The sequence below is a fragment of the Candidatus Tisiphia endosymbiont of Hybos culiciformis genome (assembly GCF_964030975.1).
In the GTDB taxonomy this organism is placed as follows: Bacteria; Pseudomonadota; Alphaproteobacteria; order Rickettsiales; family Rickettsiaceae; genus Tisiphia.
The window spans coordinates 367,440-380,660 of the sequence record NZ_CAXIQH010000001.1 but is presented as its reverse complement, the minus strand read 5'-3'; the positions used below and the strand labels follow the sequence as shown (position 1 = coordinate 380,660).

Annotated in this window: 13 protein-coding genes; 11 read left to right on the top strand and 2 right to left on the bottom strand. The window is 36.0% G+C overall.

The features are described 5' to 3' along the window. Positions 1-15 precede the first annotated feature (15 nt). Positions 16-249, bottom strand: a complete 234-nt coding sequence (locus tag ACQH2P_RS02050; protein ID WP_425362621.1) for a hypothetical protein — start codon at positions 247-249, stop codon at positions 16-18. A 30-nt stretch (positions 250-279) separates the two neighbouring features. Next, positions 280-513, bottom strand: coding sequence for a hypothetical protein (locus tag ACQH2P_RS02045; RefSeq protein WP_425362589.1), 234 nt, complete (start codon positions 511-513; stop codon positions 280-282). Between the two features lie 149 nt (positions 514-662). Between ACQH2P_RS02045 and ACQH2P_RS02040 the strand changes: the two genes are divergently transcribed. The 11 genes from ACQH2P_RS02040 (at position 663) to ACQH2P_RS01990 (ending at position 13,221) form a co-directional block, all read left to right on the top strand. Continuing rightward, positions 663-1,046: a portal protein gene (locus tag ACQH2P_RS02040; RefSeq protein ID WP_425362789.1), complete on the top strand. Its 384-nt coding sequence runs from the start codon at positions 663-665 to the stop codon at positions 1,044-1,046. A 9-nt stretch (positions 1,047-1,055) separates the two neighbouring features. Beyond that, positions 1,056-1,343 carry a Bbp19 family protein gene (locus tag ACQH2P_RS02035; RefSeq protein WP_425362788.1) on the top strand — a complete coding sequence of 96 codons (288 nt, stop codon included), beginning with the start codon at positions 1,056-1,058 and terminating at the stop codon, positions 1,341-1,343. A 26-nt stretch (positions 1,344-1,369) separates the two neighbouring features. Continuing rightward, positions 1,370-2,389: an Rpn family recombination-promoting nuclease/putative transposase gene (locus ACQH2P_RS02030; protein WP_425362787.1), complete on the top strand. Its 1,020-nt coding sequence runs from the start codon at positions 1,370-1,372 to the stop codon at positions 2,387-2,389. Positions 2,390-2,392: 3 nt separating this feature from the next. Continuing rightward, the gene (locus ACQH2P_RS02025) at positions 2,393-3,184 is read left to right on the top strand and encodes a hypothetical protein (protein ID WP_425362786.1); all 792 of its coding nucleotides are present in this window, start codon (positions 2,393-2,395) and stop codon (positions 3,182-3,184) included. Between the two features lie 352 nt (positions 3,185-3,536). Next, a complete protein-coding gene (locus ACQH2P_RS02020) occupies positions 3,537-3,785 on the top strand; it encodes a phage capsid protein (protein WP_425362785.1) in 249 nt (82 codons plus the stop codon). A gap of 190 nt (positions 3,786-3,975) precedes the next feature. Further along, positions 3,976-5,073 (top strand): phage capsid protein, encoded by a 1,098-nt coding sequence (locus ACQH2P_RS02015; RefSeq protein ID WP_425364080.1) that lies wholly within the window; start codon positions 3,976-3,978, stop codon positions 5,071-5,073. Between the two features lie 176 nt (positions 5,074-5,249). Continuing rightward, the gene (locus ACQH2P_RS02010) at positions 5,250-5,810 is read left to right on the top strand and encodes a hypothetical protein (protein ID WP_425362784.1); all 561 of its coding nucleotides are present in this window, start codon (positions 5,250-5,252) and stop codon (positions 5,808-5,810) included. Positions 5,811-5,817: 7 nt separating this feature from the next. After that, positions 5,818-9,570, top strand: a complete 3,753-nt coding sequence (locus ACQH2P_RS02005) for a phage tail protein (RefSeq protein WP_425362783.1) — start codon at positions 5,818-5,820, stop codon at positions 9,568-9,570. A 198-nt stretch (positions 9,571-9,768) separates the two neighbouring features. Further along, positions 9,769-10,128 carry a hypothetical protein gene (locus tag ACQH2P_RS02000; protein ID WP_425362782.1) on the top strand — a complete coding sequence of 120 codons (360 nt, stop codon included), beginning with the start codon at positions 9,769-9,771 and terminating at the stop codon, positions 10,126-10,128. Between the two features lie 364 nt (positions 10,129-10,492). Then, on the top strand, positions 10,493-11,083 hold the full coding sequence (locus tag ACQH2P_RS01995) for a hypothetical protein (protein ID WP_425362781.1): 591 nt from the start codon (positions 10,493-10,495) through the stop codon (positions 11,081-11,083). After that, complete coding sequence (locus ACQH2P_RS01990) at positions 11,080-13,221, top strand: hypothetical protein (RefSeq protein ID WP_425362780.1); 2,142 nt, start codon at positions 11,080-11,082, stop codon at positions 13,219-13,221. Before ACQH2P_RS01995 ends, ACQH2P_RS01990 begins: the two co-directional genes overlap by 4 nt.

The following is a 13,221-nucleotide window of genomic DNA, read 5'->3' as shown; positions in this document are numbered from 1 at the left end:
AGCGTAACGTTTTCTTTACATATCTGTTGACTGTAATTGGAGCATTACCTGTAAATTGTAGCAATTTTCTAGCTTCACTATTATAGAGTTTACCATTATCACAGTGAGGACAGCTATCACCACTACAAAAATTCTCAGGAGATAAATAGCTGGTATTCGCATCCTGATAATCATCAAATCCATATTTACCTTGCCAATTACTGCGATCTCTCTTCTTGGACTCATCGTACTCTTCTTCATTACCACCATTCTTATTATCAGATTCACTCGGTGGTTCTTTTAATGAATCTGAACTATCTTTTTTTTGTTATCTGCCTTAAAACCAATCATCATCTCCTTAAGCTTATTTATACTGATGTTTGATGATGCTAGCTTGTCTATTAGTTCGTTACAAAATTTCACAAGTTCTATCACCGCTTGCTGATCATCTCCTGTTAATGAACTTGCCTTAATATGTTGTATTAGTTCTTCTCGTTCCTCAGCACTTAAGGTCGCTACTTTTGGCTTTTTCATTTTGATTCATTCATTACGTTTAATAATTGAAATGTTATAGTATAACTGATAGTTTTTCAACCAGTTTTTTTACTAATCGGTGATATTTGCATAGTAGGAACCCAAATTTATAAAATAAATTCATACTACCAAAAAAATTTAATAGAGTTATGCAGTTTTGCTGCAAGTATACGTTAATCATGGCAATATATCAAACGCTAATCAAATATAACAGAGTACCGATCTTAGAGGGAGCAAATAGCCCACCCGAGATAGAGATTGAATATGTTTCACCACTATCCAAGGCACAGAAAACATCAGCAATAGCCAGCGTTGAGCAGGTATTAGGTTTTTTTCAACGAAGTGGTATCAGTAACTTTTTTCCTGAGATTTATGATAATATCAATTGGGATGAATGTTTTAAACTATTTTTTGAGTTACGAGCAGCCCCAAGCTCAATCCTTAAGAACGAGCAAGAAGTATTACAAATCAGACAACAACGTAAGATGATGCAAATGCAACAGTTACAACAGCAACAACAGACACAAGGGTAAGGAGAATAAATGAAACTATTAATTAACTCCTCATCCCCAGCAAATTTACTAACAAAAGAGCAATTAAAATCAATTTATTGCAAGCTTTTTAGTGGAGAAGATGGTAAGATAGTATTAGAGGATTTAGCTCAAGTGAGTGGTATATATCGCAGCAATTTCGTTCGGCAGGAAAGTGATTATACTGCCTTCCTTGAAGGACATCGGGCGTTGTTTCTATATATCTGCTCGCAGGTTTCAGAAGATGATGGAGTTAATAATATCGATGGTGCTAAAAATACTAATGAATCAGATAAATAAAGGTAACAGTTAGGAGTTTATATTATATGGCTTTAGAAAAGTTTCTTGATCCTAAAAATGATTTTTGTTTTCGTCAAATCTTTGGTACGGAAAAGAATAAAGATATATTAGTGCATTTTTTAAATGATGTTCTTAGCTTTGAAGGAAATGAGAAAATAATTAGTGTAACGTTTTTACCAACTATCCAAGAGCCTTATATTGCTGCATATAGGCAATCTATTGTTGATGTGCTATGTCAAGATCAAAACGGTAATCAAGTAATCGTAGAGATGCAGGTAAGTAAACATATGGGATTTGAAAAAAGAGCCCAATATTACGCAGCTAAAGCATATTCTCAGCAAAGACTTGAGGAAGATGAGAAATACAAGGACATGGCAGTATACGCCAAATTAAAAGGAGTAATATTTCTAGCGATAGCAAATTTTGTGATGTTTGACAATAAAAAACATTGGAAATCACAGCATCGTATTTTAGATACAGAGAGTTATGCCAATGATTTAAAAGATTTTTACTTTGTTTTTTTAGAACTGACGAAATTTAAAAAAACTATTAAAGAGCTAAAAACTATTGAAGAAAAGTGGATGTATTTTTTTAAGCATGCAGGAGATAGTACATTAACATTAGAAGAAATAGAGAGTTTAATAGGTAAGGATGAAATTATTAGGAGAGCCTTTAATGCTGTTGACCAAGCTAACTGGAGCGAAGAAGAATTGCGTACCTATGACAAAATAACCAAAACTCGTCTTGATAATTTAGCGGTAGAGCTGCAGAAAATTAAAGATGCTAAAGCTGAAGGCAAAGCTGAAGGCAAAGCTGAAGGCAAAGCTGAAGGCAAAGCTGAAGGCAAAGCTGAAGGCAAAGTTGAAGGTGAAGCTATAGGTGAAGCTAGAGGCGAAGCTAGAGGTGAAGTAAAAAAAGCTATAGCTACAACAAAAGAAATGTTAATTGATAATGAGCCAATAGAAAAAATAGCTAAATATACAAAACTAACCATTGAAGAAATAAAAGTGTTAAAAGAAGAACTAGAAAATTCAAAAGAAGAATAACCTATGAGCAAAGAAGTAACTGCTAATAACTATGAAACTAGCCCTGCTACTTCTGGTAACGATTGGCTAACTAATATGCCTGAGGAAATACGTAAAGCTGAGTCACTGGGTAAATTCAAGGATGTATCATCTTTAGCTCAGAGCTATTTGGAAGCAGAGAAGAGCTTGAATCAGCGAGTTACCGTGCCAAAAGATGACAGCTCTGATGAAGAGTGGCATAAATTCTATAGTCGCTTGGGATTGCCTGAAGATAAGAGATATACTGATAAACGCTCCAAAGAAGATGAAGAATATTTAACGCGTTATGAGGATATGTTTTACCAAAGCGGGCTGTCTAAAAGACAAGGTGAGAAGTTGCTTAATTCTTTGTATGGTTTTTCGCAGGATTTGCAAAAACAGCAACAAAATGATATTGAGCAAACACGTCACTCTCACATTGGTTGGCTGAAAGACAATTATGGTGAAGGTTTTGACAGTAAAATGACAGTGATGCAGGCAGCCTTATCTAAGTTTGGCACTAAAGAACTGGCTAAATTAATTGAAGACTCACATTACTCACCAGCTTTAGTTGATTTATTAGTTAAAGTCGGTGAAACCTTAAAATCCGACTCGTTAGTAACTGGTAAAGAGCTACCAGCAATTAACAGTAGGGACGGGGCATTAGCAGAGATAGAAAAACTTGAATCTGACCCCGAGTTTGTGGTAAAATTAAAGAGTAAAGACCATACGGGACATGAGCAAGCTGTTAAACGTAGGGAACAATTGTACAAAATCGCTTATGATAAAAAACAATAGACTTCCTACATAAGTCAATCTAGTTGGTGATTTTGGTGTCGAAACTCGCCTCCGCTCCTCGCGTACGTCTATGTACGCTGCGGTACTCGGTTTCGTTTCTCCTAAAAACCCCTCAACTATTTTTGACTTATGCTAAGTAAGTCTAATAAAAAATAACGTAACCAACCAATCATTAAAGTTTGATGTAGGTGACAACTCATTTTAAGGCTGCAACTTCGCAATAACCTATCATAAAAGAGCCACTAATATCATATATACCAGAAAAATCGTTAGTTGTGTAGCGAACAACGACCACATTCTAGTATAAATGATATCGTACTTTAAATATTGATAGATTATTTGAGGAGGAAAAATGGAACAAATAACAGATGGTCTTAAAGAACAATTTGCCAAAAATATCAACTTAGTTATTCAGCAAGAAGGCTCTAAACTACGAAAATGCGTTACTAATGGCACACAGGATACTGAGGTAATTAGCTTTGAGTCAATGACTACCCATGAGGTGGAGAGTAGAACTAGGCACCCGATTGACCCTGATAATCATTTGCATGGGCATTACGCTGATGATGGAGACCGTGACAGGCTAGTACTACAGTCGTAGTTTACAAATAATATAAAATGTATTAGTATGTATGGTATAGTTGAAGGAGGAGATGACATAAGGAAGCATTCTTAAGGCTATCCTTATGGCGAAGACGACACCAAGCCAGAGCAAAAGATTGTCACTTTAAAGATAAAGAAAGAACCCGTACACTGTATGTGCAAAGTTTACGACTGTAGTACTAGAACACATAGAATTTAAAATACCAACTATTTCAAGACGCTTTTTGACGGCATCGAGCTATCATTGGAACGCTACCATGGATAGGAACGATAAGCTAAACCTATTAACCGATCCCACCTCACATTTTCCTAAAATGGCAGGTTGGGCAATGGGTAGACAACAAGACCGGGTAATTATTAGTGCTTTTGCCAGTCCTGTCAGAGCAGGACGGACAGGCAATAATGTTATTAACTTTGATGTAGCTAATAATGTGGTACCGATAGGAATTAGGGTTACTGATGCTAATTTAACCTTAAATGCTCAAGCTGCAGTTGTCGCCAACAGAGGCATCATTGACTCGAAAAGAGCTGGGCTAACAGTTGACAAACTAATAAAAGCTCATCATACCTTGAAAAAACGCTCTTTTGGTATGTATGATAAATTATACTTACTATGCTCAAGCAATCAAATCTCAGACTTGTTATGCGATCCACAAATTACCAATTATGACTATAATAACGTTAGAGCTTTAGTAAGTGGTGAAGTTAATAGTTTCTTAGGGTTCACTTTTATTACTAGTGAGATGCTGGGTGGTATATTTGATAATACTGGGGATGCTAATCAATCTAGATATGCTGTTAGGGATTGCTATGCCTTTAATGAAGGAGCTATAAGATTCAACACGGTCAACGGTTCTAACAAAAAGGGCATTGAAGAGCTAGTGCAATATCATTACGCCAAAGTATTATATTACAGCGAAGCCTTTGGAGCGAGCCGTGATAACGAACAAGCAGTAGTAGTAATAAAATGTTTAGAGAATTACGATCGCAACAGCCATCAAGGTGCATTGTGGAAAGCAATAGAGGCGGTTCATCACAAGAGAGGTGTGCATAGCATAACAATGCCATGGCAGATGTTTGGCAATCAATGTCGGAATAGTGATAATACAGATGATATTAATGAAAATGATTTAGCAGTAATTGCCAACGACAATTTAGCTACTAGAGTACGAGGGATGGTCATGAGAAGAGCGGCTGCCAATGTTGCTGCTGTTGATGGTGGTGGTGGTGCTGAAGATGATGAGTTTGGTGGTGGTATTGTTGAGAGTGAAAATGAGGATGCCTAACTACAAAATTTATTCAATAGACTTCCTGCATAAGTCAAAAATAGTTGAGAGATTTTTAGGAGAAACGAAGCCGAGTACCGCAGCGTACATAGACGTACGTGAGGAACGGAGGCAAGTTTCGACGACAAAATCACCAACTAGATTGATTTATGCAGGAAGTCTAATAGTGTACTACCGTGAAATATGAGATTATCAAGAAGGCAGTAGTGCTACTTGGGTCAAATGTTGGTATTAGTAGCATTGGTGGTGGTAGAGTATCAAAAGCCGAAGAATTATGTGAGGAATTTGTTAACCCTGCTATTGAAGATACTATATTAATGGTTAAGTGGTCATTTGCCTTACGGAGAGTCGATAATATCGAAGGTAATAGACAAAACTTCACCGAAGTGCCGGACATTAATGATTGTATTAAATGTGCGGTAATAGTGCCATCTAATCTACAATTTTATACAGAAGCAGGTAAGATTTACTTCAAGGGCGGTAAACTTACCTCGCTGTTTTACTACAGTAGAAAGATTGTTGATAATTTACTAAATAACGATACGACTATTTGGCAACAAGTACCCGCCAGCTTTAAGTTATTAGCGGCTTTATCGTTAGCCTCACAAGTATCATTTGCTATGTATTCCGATAGTATATTTGCTGATGGACTAAAAAAACAATATTTGATCAAATTAGAAGAAACAAGAAGGATTTATGCGGTTGATTATAATCTAATTAATTCCGGCGAAGTGTAAATACTCTATGCAACAAGAACAATTTGTTTACTCACAGAAAAACAACTTTTCAGGTGGTGAGCTAACACCAACCATTGAAGGAAGAACTGAGCTAGCATTATATCAGAATGGTGTTAAGAAGCTGATTAATTTCATGCTATTGCCATCAGGTGGCATTATGCGTAGACATGGTACACAATTTGTTCATTTGTTCACTGATAATGTGCCAAAGAAAATGGCAGCTGTGATGTTTTCAAGAAAATTATCCTACTTGCTGGTTTTTGAATCGCACCAGCTAGAGACTCGCTGCTTATTCTTTGTTGGTGGGGAATTGTTGTTAACTAGTAAAGTTATACAGGATGAGGGGCAAAATTTCCATTTTCGCCTTAAGGATTTTTCTTATGTAGTGTTTCAAGGAATTGCTTATATTTCCTTTGGTAATAAGAGACCAATTTTTAAATTCTCCGTTGATCCGCAAATTGTCGAGCAATTTTACCAACATATTGAAGAACAGGCAAGAAAGAGACAAGTAGAATATGGTGAAAGAGCTGAGATAGCCTCAAGTAGTAGCTATGAGCTAGCCAGCAATTTTCCTGGTAAAGATAAGATGTTTATTATTGAACCTCTAAAATGCCAAGTTAATTATTTTACTGTAAGGCAAGAAGGATATAATACCATACAAAAACCTTTTAATGAGGTAATCTATGGAGCGGAAGTAGATAAAATTAACGATGAGCTAAAAGCTCTTTACCAACGAGCATCAAGTTTATCATATAGTAATCAATCTCCCATCTACAAAGCTGAGCAGGAGAAGTTATATTGTACTTCAGTGGTTACTTTTGAAAACCGACTATGGTGCTTTGGGGTTAATAAAAATATTCATTCAATTTGGGCAAGCTATAAGGGGGATTTTAGTGATTTTAGGATGGCATATAGGACTTTGCTAGAGGCTCGTAACCCGTTAAGTGCTTTTTCAGCAACCTTCTCCTCATCTACTTTTGATAATGTCCTATGGTCGGTGCCTTTTGCCGATGAGTTATTATTAGGCACTAGTGATGGTATTTATTTAGTCAAAGAAGGAGATCGAGCTAAGGGAGAGTTTGTTAAAATCCATAAAGAGATTGAGCTACCGATATCACCACTGAAACCAGTAATAATCGGTAAGACCATCTTCTTTGTTGAAGGTAATGGCTGTAAAATCAATAGTTTGTATTATTCACAAGAAAAAGGCGGTTTTCAGATATCAGACATCACTGCCTATGCTGAACATATATTTGCTGGTGGTATTAGACAAATTGTCGGCTGTAATAGCCCCTTTTCGATGATAGTGGCAGTGCTAAAAAATGGCTCTTTTGCTAGTTTTATCTATTCGCATGATTTAAAAATTATGGGCTGGTCACAACATTGGCTAGGTGGCGATGGTCAAGTATTAGGTATCACGCCGATCTATGCTGAAAGTGGCGATATGTTATACTTGCATGTTCGGAGAAGTGATGACACTGGTGTAAGCAGCAAGGAATATCTAGAAGTACTGCAAACTCGTTATTTTTCTGCCAAGCATTTTGTTACTGATAAAGCAGTTTATGCTGATTGTCATGTAAATATCCAACAGCCTGGAGAGAATGCTGCTTATCGGTCAATGATGCAATCATTAAAGGACGATAGTGCTTATGAGTTTAGAGGTGATATAACCAAGCTAGAGCATATTGTGCAAGCTCAAGCAGAAACTATCTTGAGACTTAAGCTCGATAATGTTGCTGATTGTTTTAAATACAAAAATAGGCTAGTTGCTAATTATGATGAACATAGAACAGAGATAGAGAATTTTTTACAAAAATATTATCAAAATTATTTACCTAAGATTATGAACATTCTTGCGGTATCTTTTGCCTATCATCGAATATTCTCACGTATTTATGCGGAATTAGACAATATATTTTTAAATAATCCTGAAAGCTTTGTTACAATCGAGCAATTATTATATGATGGTGAGCGGCTTGGTGGTGATATTATTGAAGCGGTGGAGCTACTGAATGAAGGTGATGTACCAGCTATTTTAAGAGATGGTGGCTTGATGGAATATCTGCCTAATAGTGCTTTTTCCTTTCGTCCAACTATTTGTCTGCAAATAAAAAAGCTAAATACCGAGCTAATCCGATTCATTGCTGGTACGGTGCAAGATATTATGGCAACTGCTAAGCAAAATATTGATCTACAATTTGAAGTAAGTAGAGAAATACAAGAGATGCGGTCAGCGGTTAGTCATATCAATAAGAAAATATTACTATACTATGCTCAGCAGGATAGTGATAAAAAATCCGGGCTGCTAGTTAATTTAAAGAAGTTTTTTGCCAAAACTGGAGTGGATTTTTACCCAGAATTGCTAAATATCGCTCATCCAGAACTAACTAAATATATATTTGGTGAGCAAACTAAACAATTAATTAGCCAGCAAATTATTGGATTTGACCAACATACTAGCAAGCAACAAATAAATGATAAATTATCAATCATTACTAATCAATTAATCGATAAATTACAACAAATACATAATGACAACAAGATTAATGAGCTGAGCAATTTCAAAAGACGAGAAGAAATAGTTGATTGCCTAAGAAGTATAATACTCGATAAACCATTAAGCAGAGATATTAGGGAATATATTTTGTCTGATAGTTTTAGTCAAACTATCGATAATATTGTAGATGAAGTAACAAACAGAATTGCCCCGATAATGGGGGGAGGCAACCTATCCTCATTAAACTCCCTGCATAAGTCAAAGATAGCTGAGGGATTTTTAGGAGAAACGAAGCCGAGTACCGCAGCGTACACAGACGTACGCGAGGAGCGGAGGCGAGTTTCAACGACAAAATCACCAACTAGATTGGCTTATGCAGGGAGTTTATCGTCCTCTAGAGCATCGGTATATAGTGAGGAAGATGGTATTGAACCACTAGCGGGTAAAATATTTGAGCAAATGCAAGAACTCAAAGAAGGGCTAGCTTATTTGCAACGGAACATTATTGAGTATTGCCAGTTAATTATGCCGAGCTTTCATCCGGCTTTATTGAAAGATATTCTTGAGGATGAGAAGAGCCTAAAATTAGAGAAATATTTACTGTTATCAAAAAGATATTTTCCAGTTTTTAAAAAACTATTTCCTGATATTGGCGGTTATGAGCTAAGTAGTATAGCTCGTAATTGTCTGCCATCATTCCAGCAAATAAATATTGCCACTATATTGCCAATCTTTCAGAAAATTGCCGTATCTATTATTGGTGATGAGGAATTACATGATTTGAGGATTATCGATAATGAGCTGATAAGGCTAAAACATCCTGTAAGACATTTGTCGGTAGGTTTTCCTTATTCTTCGATATTACAGACTTTTCCCCTGATATTTCCGGATGAGGTAGAACATGCTCCGAAAAAAGATGCGGAACTTGGATTGAAGGTCTTTAATAGTAAAGGTGGTTATATTGCAGAAAGGCTAGATAATGGGCAAATAGATAGGCAGCATATTAATAGCAGATATGTAGATAGTGATGCATTGATTAGATTGGTTAATGATAAGAAATATTTAACAACATCAACAGCTACTAAAGAAGTATGTGACTTATTTGCCACTCCTTACCAATCAGGTTGGGTGAATTTTATTATGCACGGAGAAATTAAAACTGATATTGATGTTACTTTTAAGGTCGATAAGCCTTATCCAGTTAGTATATTAAAAATCTATGCTAAGGCAAAAATCTTGCAAAATTATAAGGGTAGTGGGTGAACGGTAATTTTTAAATTATCTTAACCAATATAATTAAAATATCTTATTGATGTTGATAATAAATTATATTAATATCATAGTTGCTGAGTAGTTGCTGAGTATTTTGTTCAACAATAAGAGCATAAGTATCTTTGTGAGTTAATAATTTATATATTACTCTAATCTACTAAATAACAACCAATTTGGAGGTATTTGAATATGAGTAAAAACCCATCAGGAAGCTGGAAAGACGATAAAGAATGGCAAGAGATCAAAGGAAGCTTAGCGAGTGTATCTTGCAAAAAGTTTGAACAAGAACAAGCACGAAAGCAAGCAGAAGAACAAGCAAAGAAACAAGTAGAGAAAGATAATAATGATCAACAAGCACACTATGTTACTGAAATAATATACGATAACCCTTCATTAAACAAACTCTTCAAGGGTTCTGCTAAATCTGGAGTATATTTGAAAGATTTAATAACCACAGCACTTACTTCCGTGCAGTCATTAGCTCAAAGTGATTCTGCAGAGTATGCCATGCCAATGGGTGACATCAATGATGATACAAGCGAAGGTTAATAATAACCTAGTTTACATGAGAGGGATAGAGGCATAAATAGAGTTCGTCTAGACTGTGTCAATTTAGAAATTTCCCCCTAAAACTTAACTACTGCTTTATATTTATTTAAGATTACCAGTTTGGTAAGCTTTTCTTTAAAGCGAGAGACCCCTAACAGCACAGGGGTCATAACGCCAACTGAGTTCCTCAGTCCACTTTATCCTCACTAGATAAGTACCAATCGGATAATGCCCTAATTCCCCGAAAGAATCGACTGCCAAAAGCAGATTTTTCAGCACATTACACAACTAATACTGATTATAGTTTAACATATTTTTGTAACAAATTAAATAGCTAAAAATTTTTAAAGGGTAAAAAATAGTAATGTTTGATCTTCTAAATTTTTTCTCGAGTGGAGCTAGTATATTTGCTACAGGTAGCTCTTTATTTAATACTTACGCCCAGCTAAGAAGTAATAAAGAAAAAACCAAGCAGTCTTTATATGAGCAGCAGCATTTATTGAGACAACAACAGGAAAATGTTAGGTTTGACCGTCAGCAACTAATTGAAAGAACTGCGGAATATGGGGCAATATCGAGTTATCACGTTGATATGCTGAGGCAAGAGCAGTTATATAATCGCCAGCAGTTGGGCTATAATATCCTGAAAACTGGTATTGGTATAACTGGCACTGACTCAGCTGGCTTATTACTACGGCATATGGCTTATATGGATGAGATGAAGGCAAGAAGCGTAGAAGCTGAACATTTTCACCAAAGACCAAGATCGAACTTAAACACAGCAATGATTGATTTAAATAAGGAAGCAATTAACCGCAATATTGGTTCGATCAAGTCAGCTTCGCCTTGGCAGAATCTTGGTACAATTTCAAAAGGTGTATTTGATCTTGCTGAAATATCAAGAATTAATGAAGGGATAATAGACAAACAAAAAGGAAGTGATAAACAAAGATGAAATGGCAAGTTATAGCAGGAATAAGTCAGCAAATTAATGAAGAAGCTAAAGGCTATTTGATACGTAAGCTGGAAAAAGATGCCAGCGTAGAAATGCCAAATTTATGGGCAGACTTTATTAAAGATACCACTACGCACTTGCATCAATCACAGAGTAATATTGAGGTAGCTAGCGATAACAAAAGCGGTGGTTTTGGTTGCTTAACGCAATTTGATGAATTGCATCCGGATTATCTAGAAAATAACAAACCGTTCATCGAGTATTTTTTAGGCAAGTATGATAAGCGAGCTATCGACTATCTGCAACAAGCCAAGAACCCACTGACCAGGCGTATGTTGCAAGCCAAGATTAATGACTACCGAATATCTTTAGTTGGGCAAATAAGTCATACAGAAGCCAAGCTGATTGATGGTAAACGTCACCATTTAGCAATTGAAGCTATCGAAAAGTTTAAGATTGCTACTTATGATAACCCTGAGTTTTATAGTAGTAATTTACAAGATAGCATAATAGCTATTAGCTCTTTATCATTACTGCCCCAAGAAAAAGAACAAATGCTGATTAATGCCAGACAAGCTTTGGCATTTGCTGCAGCATTAGGTACTTTAAAGCATTCGCCGGATGCTATATTAAATCCCAATATAAAGGCTGAATGGAAAGAAGATTTATCGCTTGAACAAAGGGTTAAGCTAGAGGGGCAAGCAAATAATCTATTGCACCATCAGCAATTATTGAAACAACATCAACTTAGTTCGCTTACCAATGCCCATTTTCACAGTATCCTAAATACTGGCAAAGGTGTTGATGGCGTTGAAAATCTACTGCAAACCAGCTTTAATGCTGGTGATCCACAATTACTGCAATTCAGAACCCAGGAAGCTTTGTATAAGCAGGCTTTTGTTATCTCACAACAAATAAAGCACCTACCATTAAACCAATGTCAGGAAATATTACAACAAATTGCTCCAAAGAGTGGAGATATTGATTATGACAAGAAAGAGAAACTATATCATATTTTAGCTGAGCAGTTTAATAAACAGCTTAAATTGGCTAAAACAGACCCAGCTGGGATGGTTGAGGAAATGTATGCCGATGAAATACCTAAAGACATGCCATTGTTTCAACGTTTATTGCTTAGGAAACAATTGCAACAGCAAAAAGGCATCCCTAGTTACGATCAGAAATATTTAATGCTATCTGAGCTTATTGACTATTCAAAAAAGATTGGGAGTAAGGATGTTAACCAAATTCAACAAACCACTGACAGTATAATTAGTCTGCGAGGTGATGACGGGAGCGGTGAGCAATATGGTTTGGATATACTGGACGAAATCTTAAGGGGTAAAGGAGATTTAGAGTGTCTGACTCAATTCTATGCTGAGAGTAGGCTATATAACCGTAAGACTGCATCAGCCTTTATACAGATGATCGCACTAGTTAACGAGCTATCAGTAAAAAGTCAGCCATTATTTATCGGTCATGAAATGACAGAATTTAACAAAGAAATTGACAAAAATGATATATTAAAGCGATGGGGTAAGGATTTAGCTAAAGTTGATATTCAAAACGAGACAGAGATTAACCAAACACGGCAAGCCATAAAATATTTAGCTAAATACTACCAACGTACTGAAGACTTAGAAATTGATAAAGCAGTAAAAAAAGCAACCACCAAATTAATTAGTGAGGTCTATATGCGAATAGATAGTAAGAATCTGCAAATACCCCGTCAGGTGGTAGTACAGCGTATGATTCATGACTTGAATGCTGATAACATAGAGGCTAGTTTAGTAGAGATACAACTTGCTATTGTTAATGGTAGTATAGCTTGTGATTATGGGACTATCGTAGCTGAGGGTAATGGTAGAAGTACTATAGATAATATTAATGACCCAACAGGACAATATGCCGCTGCAAGAGTACGAGAATGTTTACAACACGGCAGATGGAATCTAACAGCTGACAAGAAGAGTGTCTATTATAGTTTCCCTACCAAAGATGGTCGGTATTTGCCGATTGTAGCAAATGATGGTAACATACTAAAATTTGATTTGCTAGAGCTAAATAACCCTAAAGCTTTAGAGCAACAAAAGCAAAGATTATTACAAACTATCTCTGAGTATCCACAATATGATTAG

What these genes read in the sequence shown, in the direction of transcription:
- ACQH2P_RS02040 (WP_425362789.1), top strand. Translation starts at nt 663, where the DNA reads ATGCAGTTTTGCTGCAAGTATACGTTAATCATGGCAATATATCAAACG.
- ACQH2P_RS02005 (WP_425362783.1), top strand. Translation starts at nt 5,818, where the DNA reads ATGCAACAAGAACAATTTGTTTACTCACAGAAAAACAACTTTTCAGGT.
- ACQH2P_RS02020 (WP_425362785.1), top strand. Translation starts at nt 3,537, where the DNA reads ATGGAACAAATAACAGATGGTCTTAAAGAACAATTTGCCAAAAATATC.
- ACQH2P_RS02000 (WP_425362782.1), top strand. Translation starts at nt 9,769, where the DNA reads ATGAGTAAAAACCCATCAGGAAGCTGGAAAGACGATAAAGAATGGCAA.
- ACQH2P_RS02035 (WP_425362788.1), top strand. Translation starts at nt 1,056, where the DNA reads ATGAAACTATTAATTAACTCCTCATCCCCAGCAAATTTACTAACAAAA.
- ACQH2P_RS01990 (WP_425362780.1), top strand. Translation starts at nt 11,080, where the DNA reads ATGAAATGGCAAGTTATAGCAGGAATAAGTCAGCAAATTAATGAAGAA.
- ACQH2P_RS02030 (WP_425362787.1), top strand. Translation starts at nt 1,370, where the DNA reads ATGGCTTTAGAAAAGTTTCTTGATCCTAAAAATGATTTTTGTTTTCGT.
- ACQH2P_RS02025 (WP_425362786.1), top strand. Translation starts at nt 2,393, where the DNA reads ATGAGCAAAGAAGTAACTGCTAATAACTATGAAACTAGCCCTGCTACT.
- ACQH2P_RS02050 (WP_425362621.1), bottom strand. Translation starts at nt 249, where the DNA reads ATGGTGGTAATGAAGAAGAGTACGATGAGTCCAAGAAGAGAGATCGCA.
- ACQH2P_RS02045 (WP_425362589.1), bottom strand. Translation starts at nt 513, where the DNA reads ATGAAAAAGCCAAAAGTAGCGACCTTAAGTGCTGAGGAACGAGAAGAA.
- ACQH2P_RS01995 (WP_425362781.1), top strand. Translation starts at nt 10,493, where the DNA reads ATGTTTGATCTTCTAAATTTTTTCTCGAGTGGAGCTAGTATATTTGCT.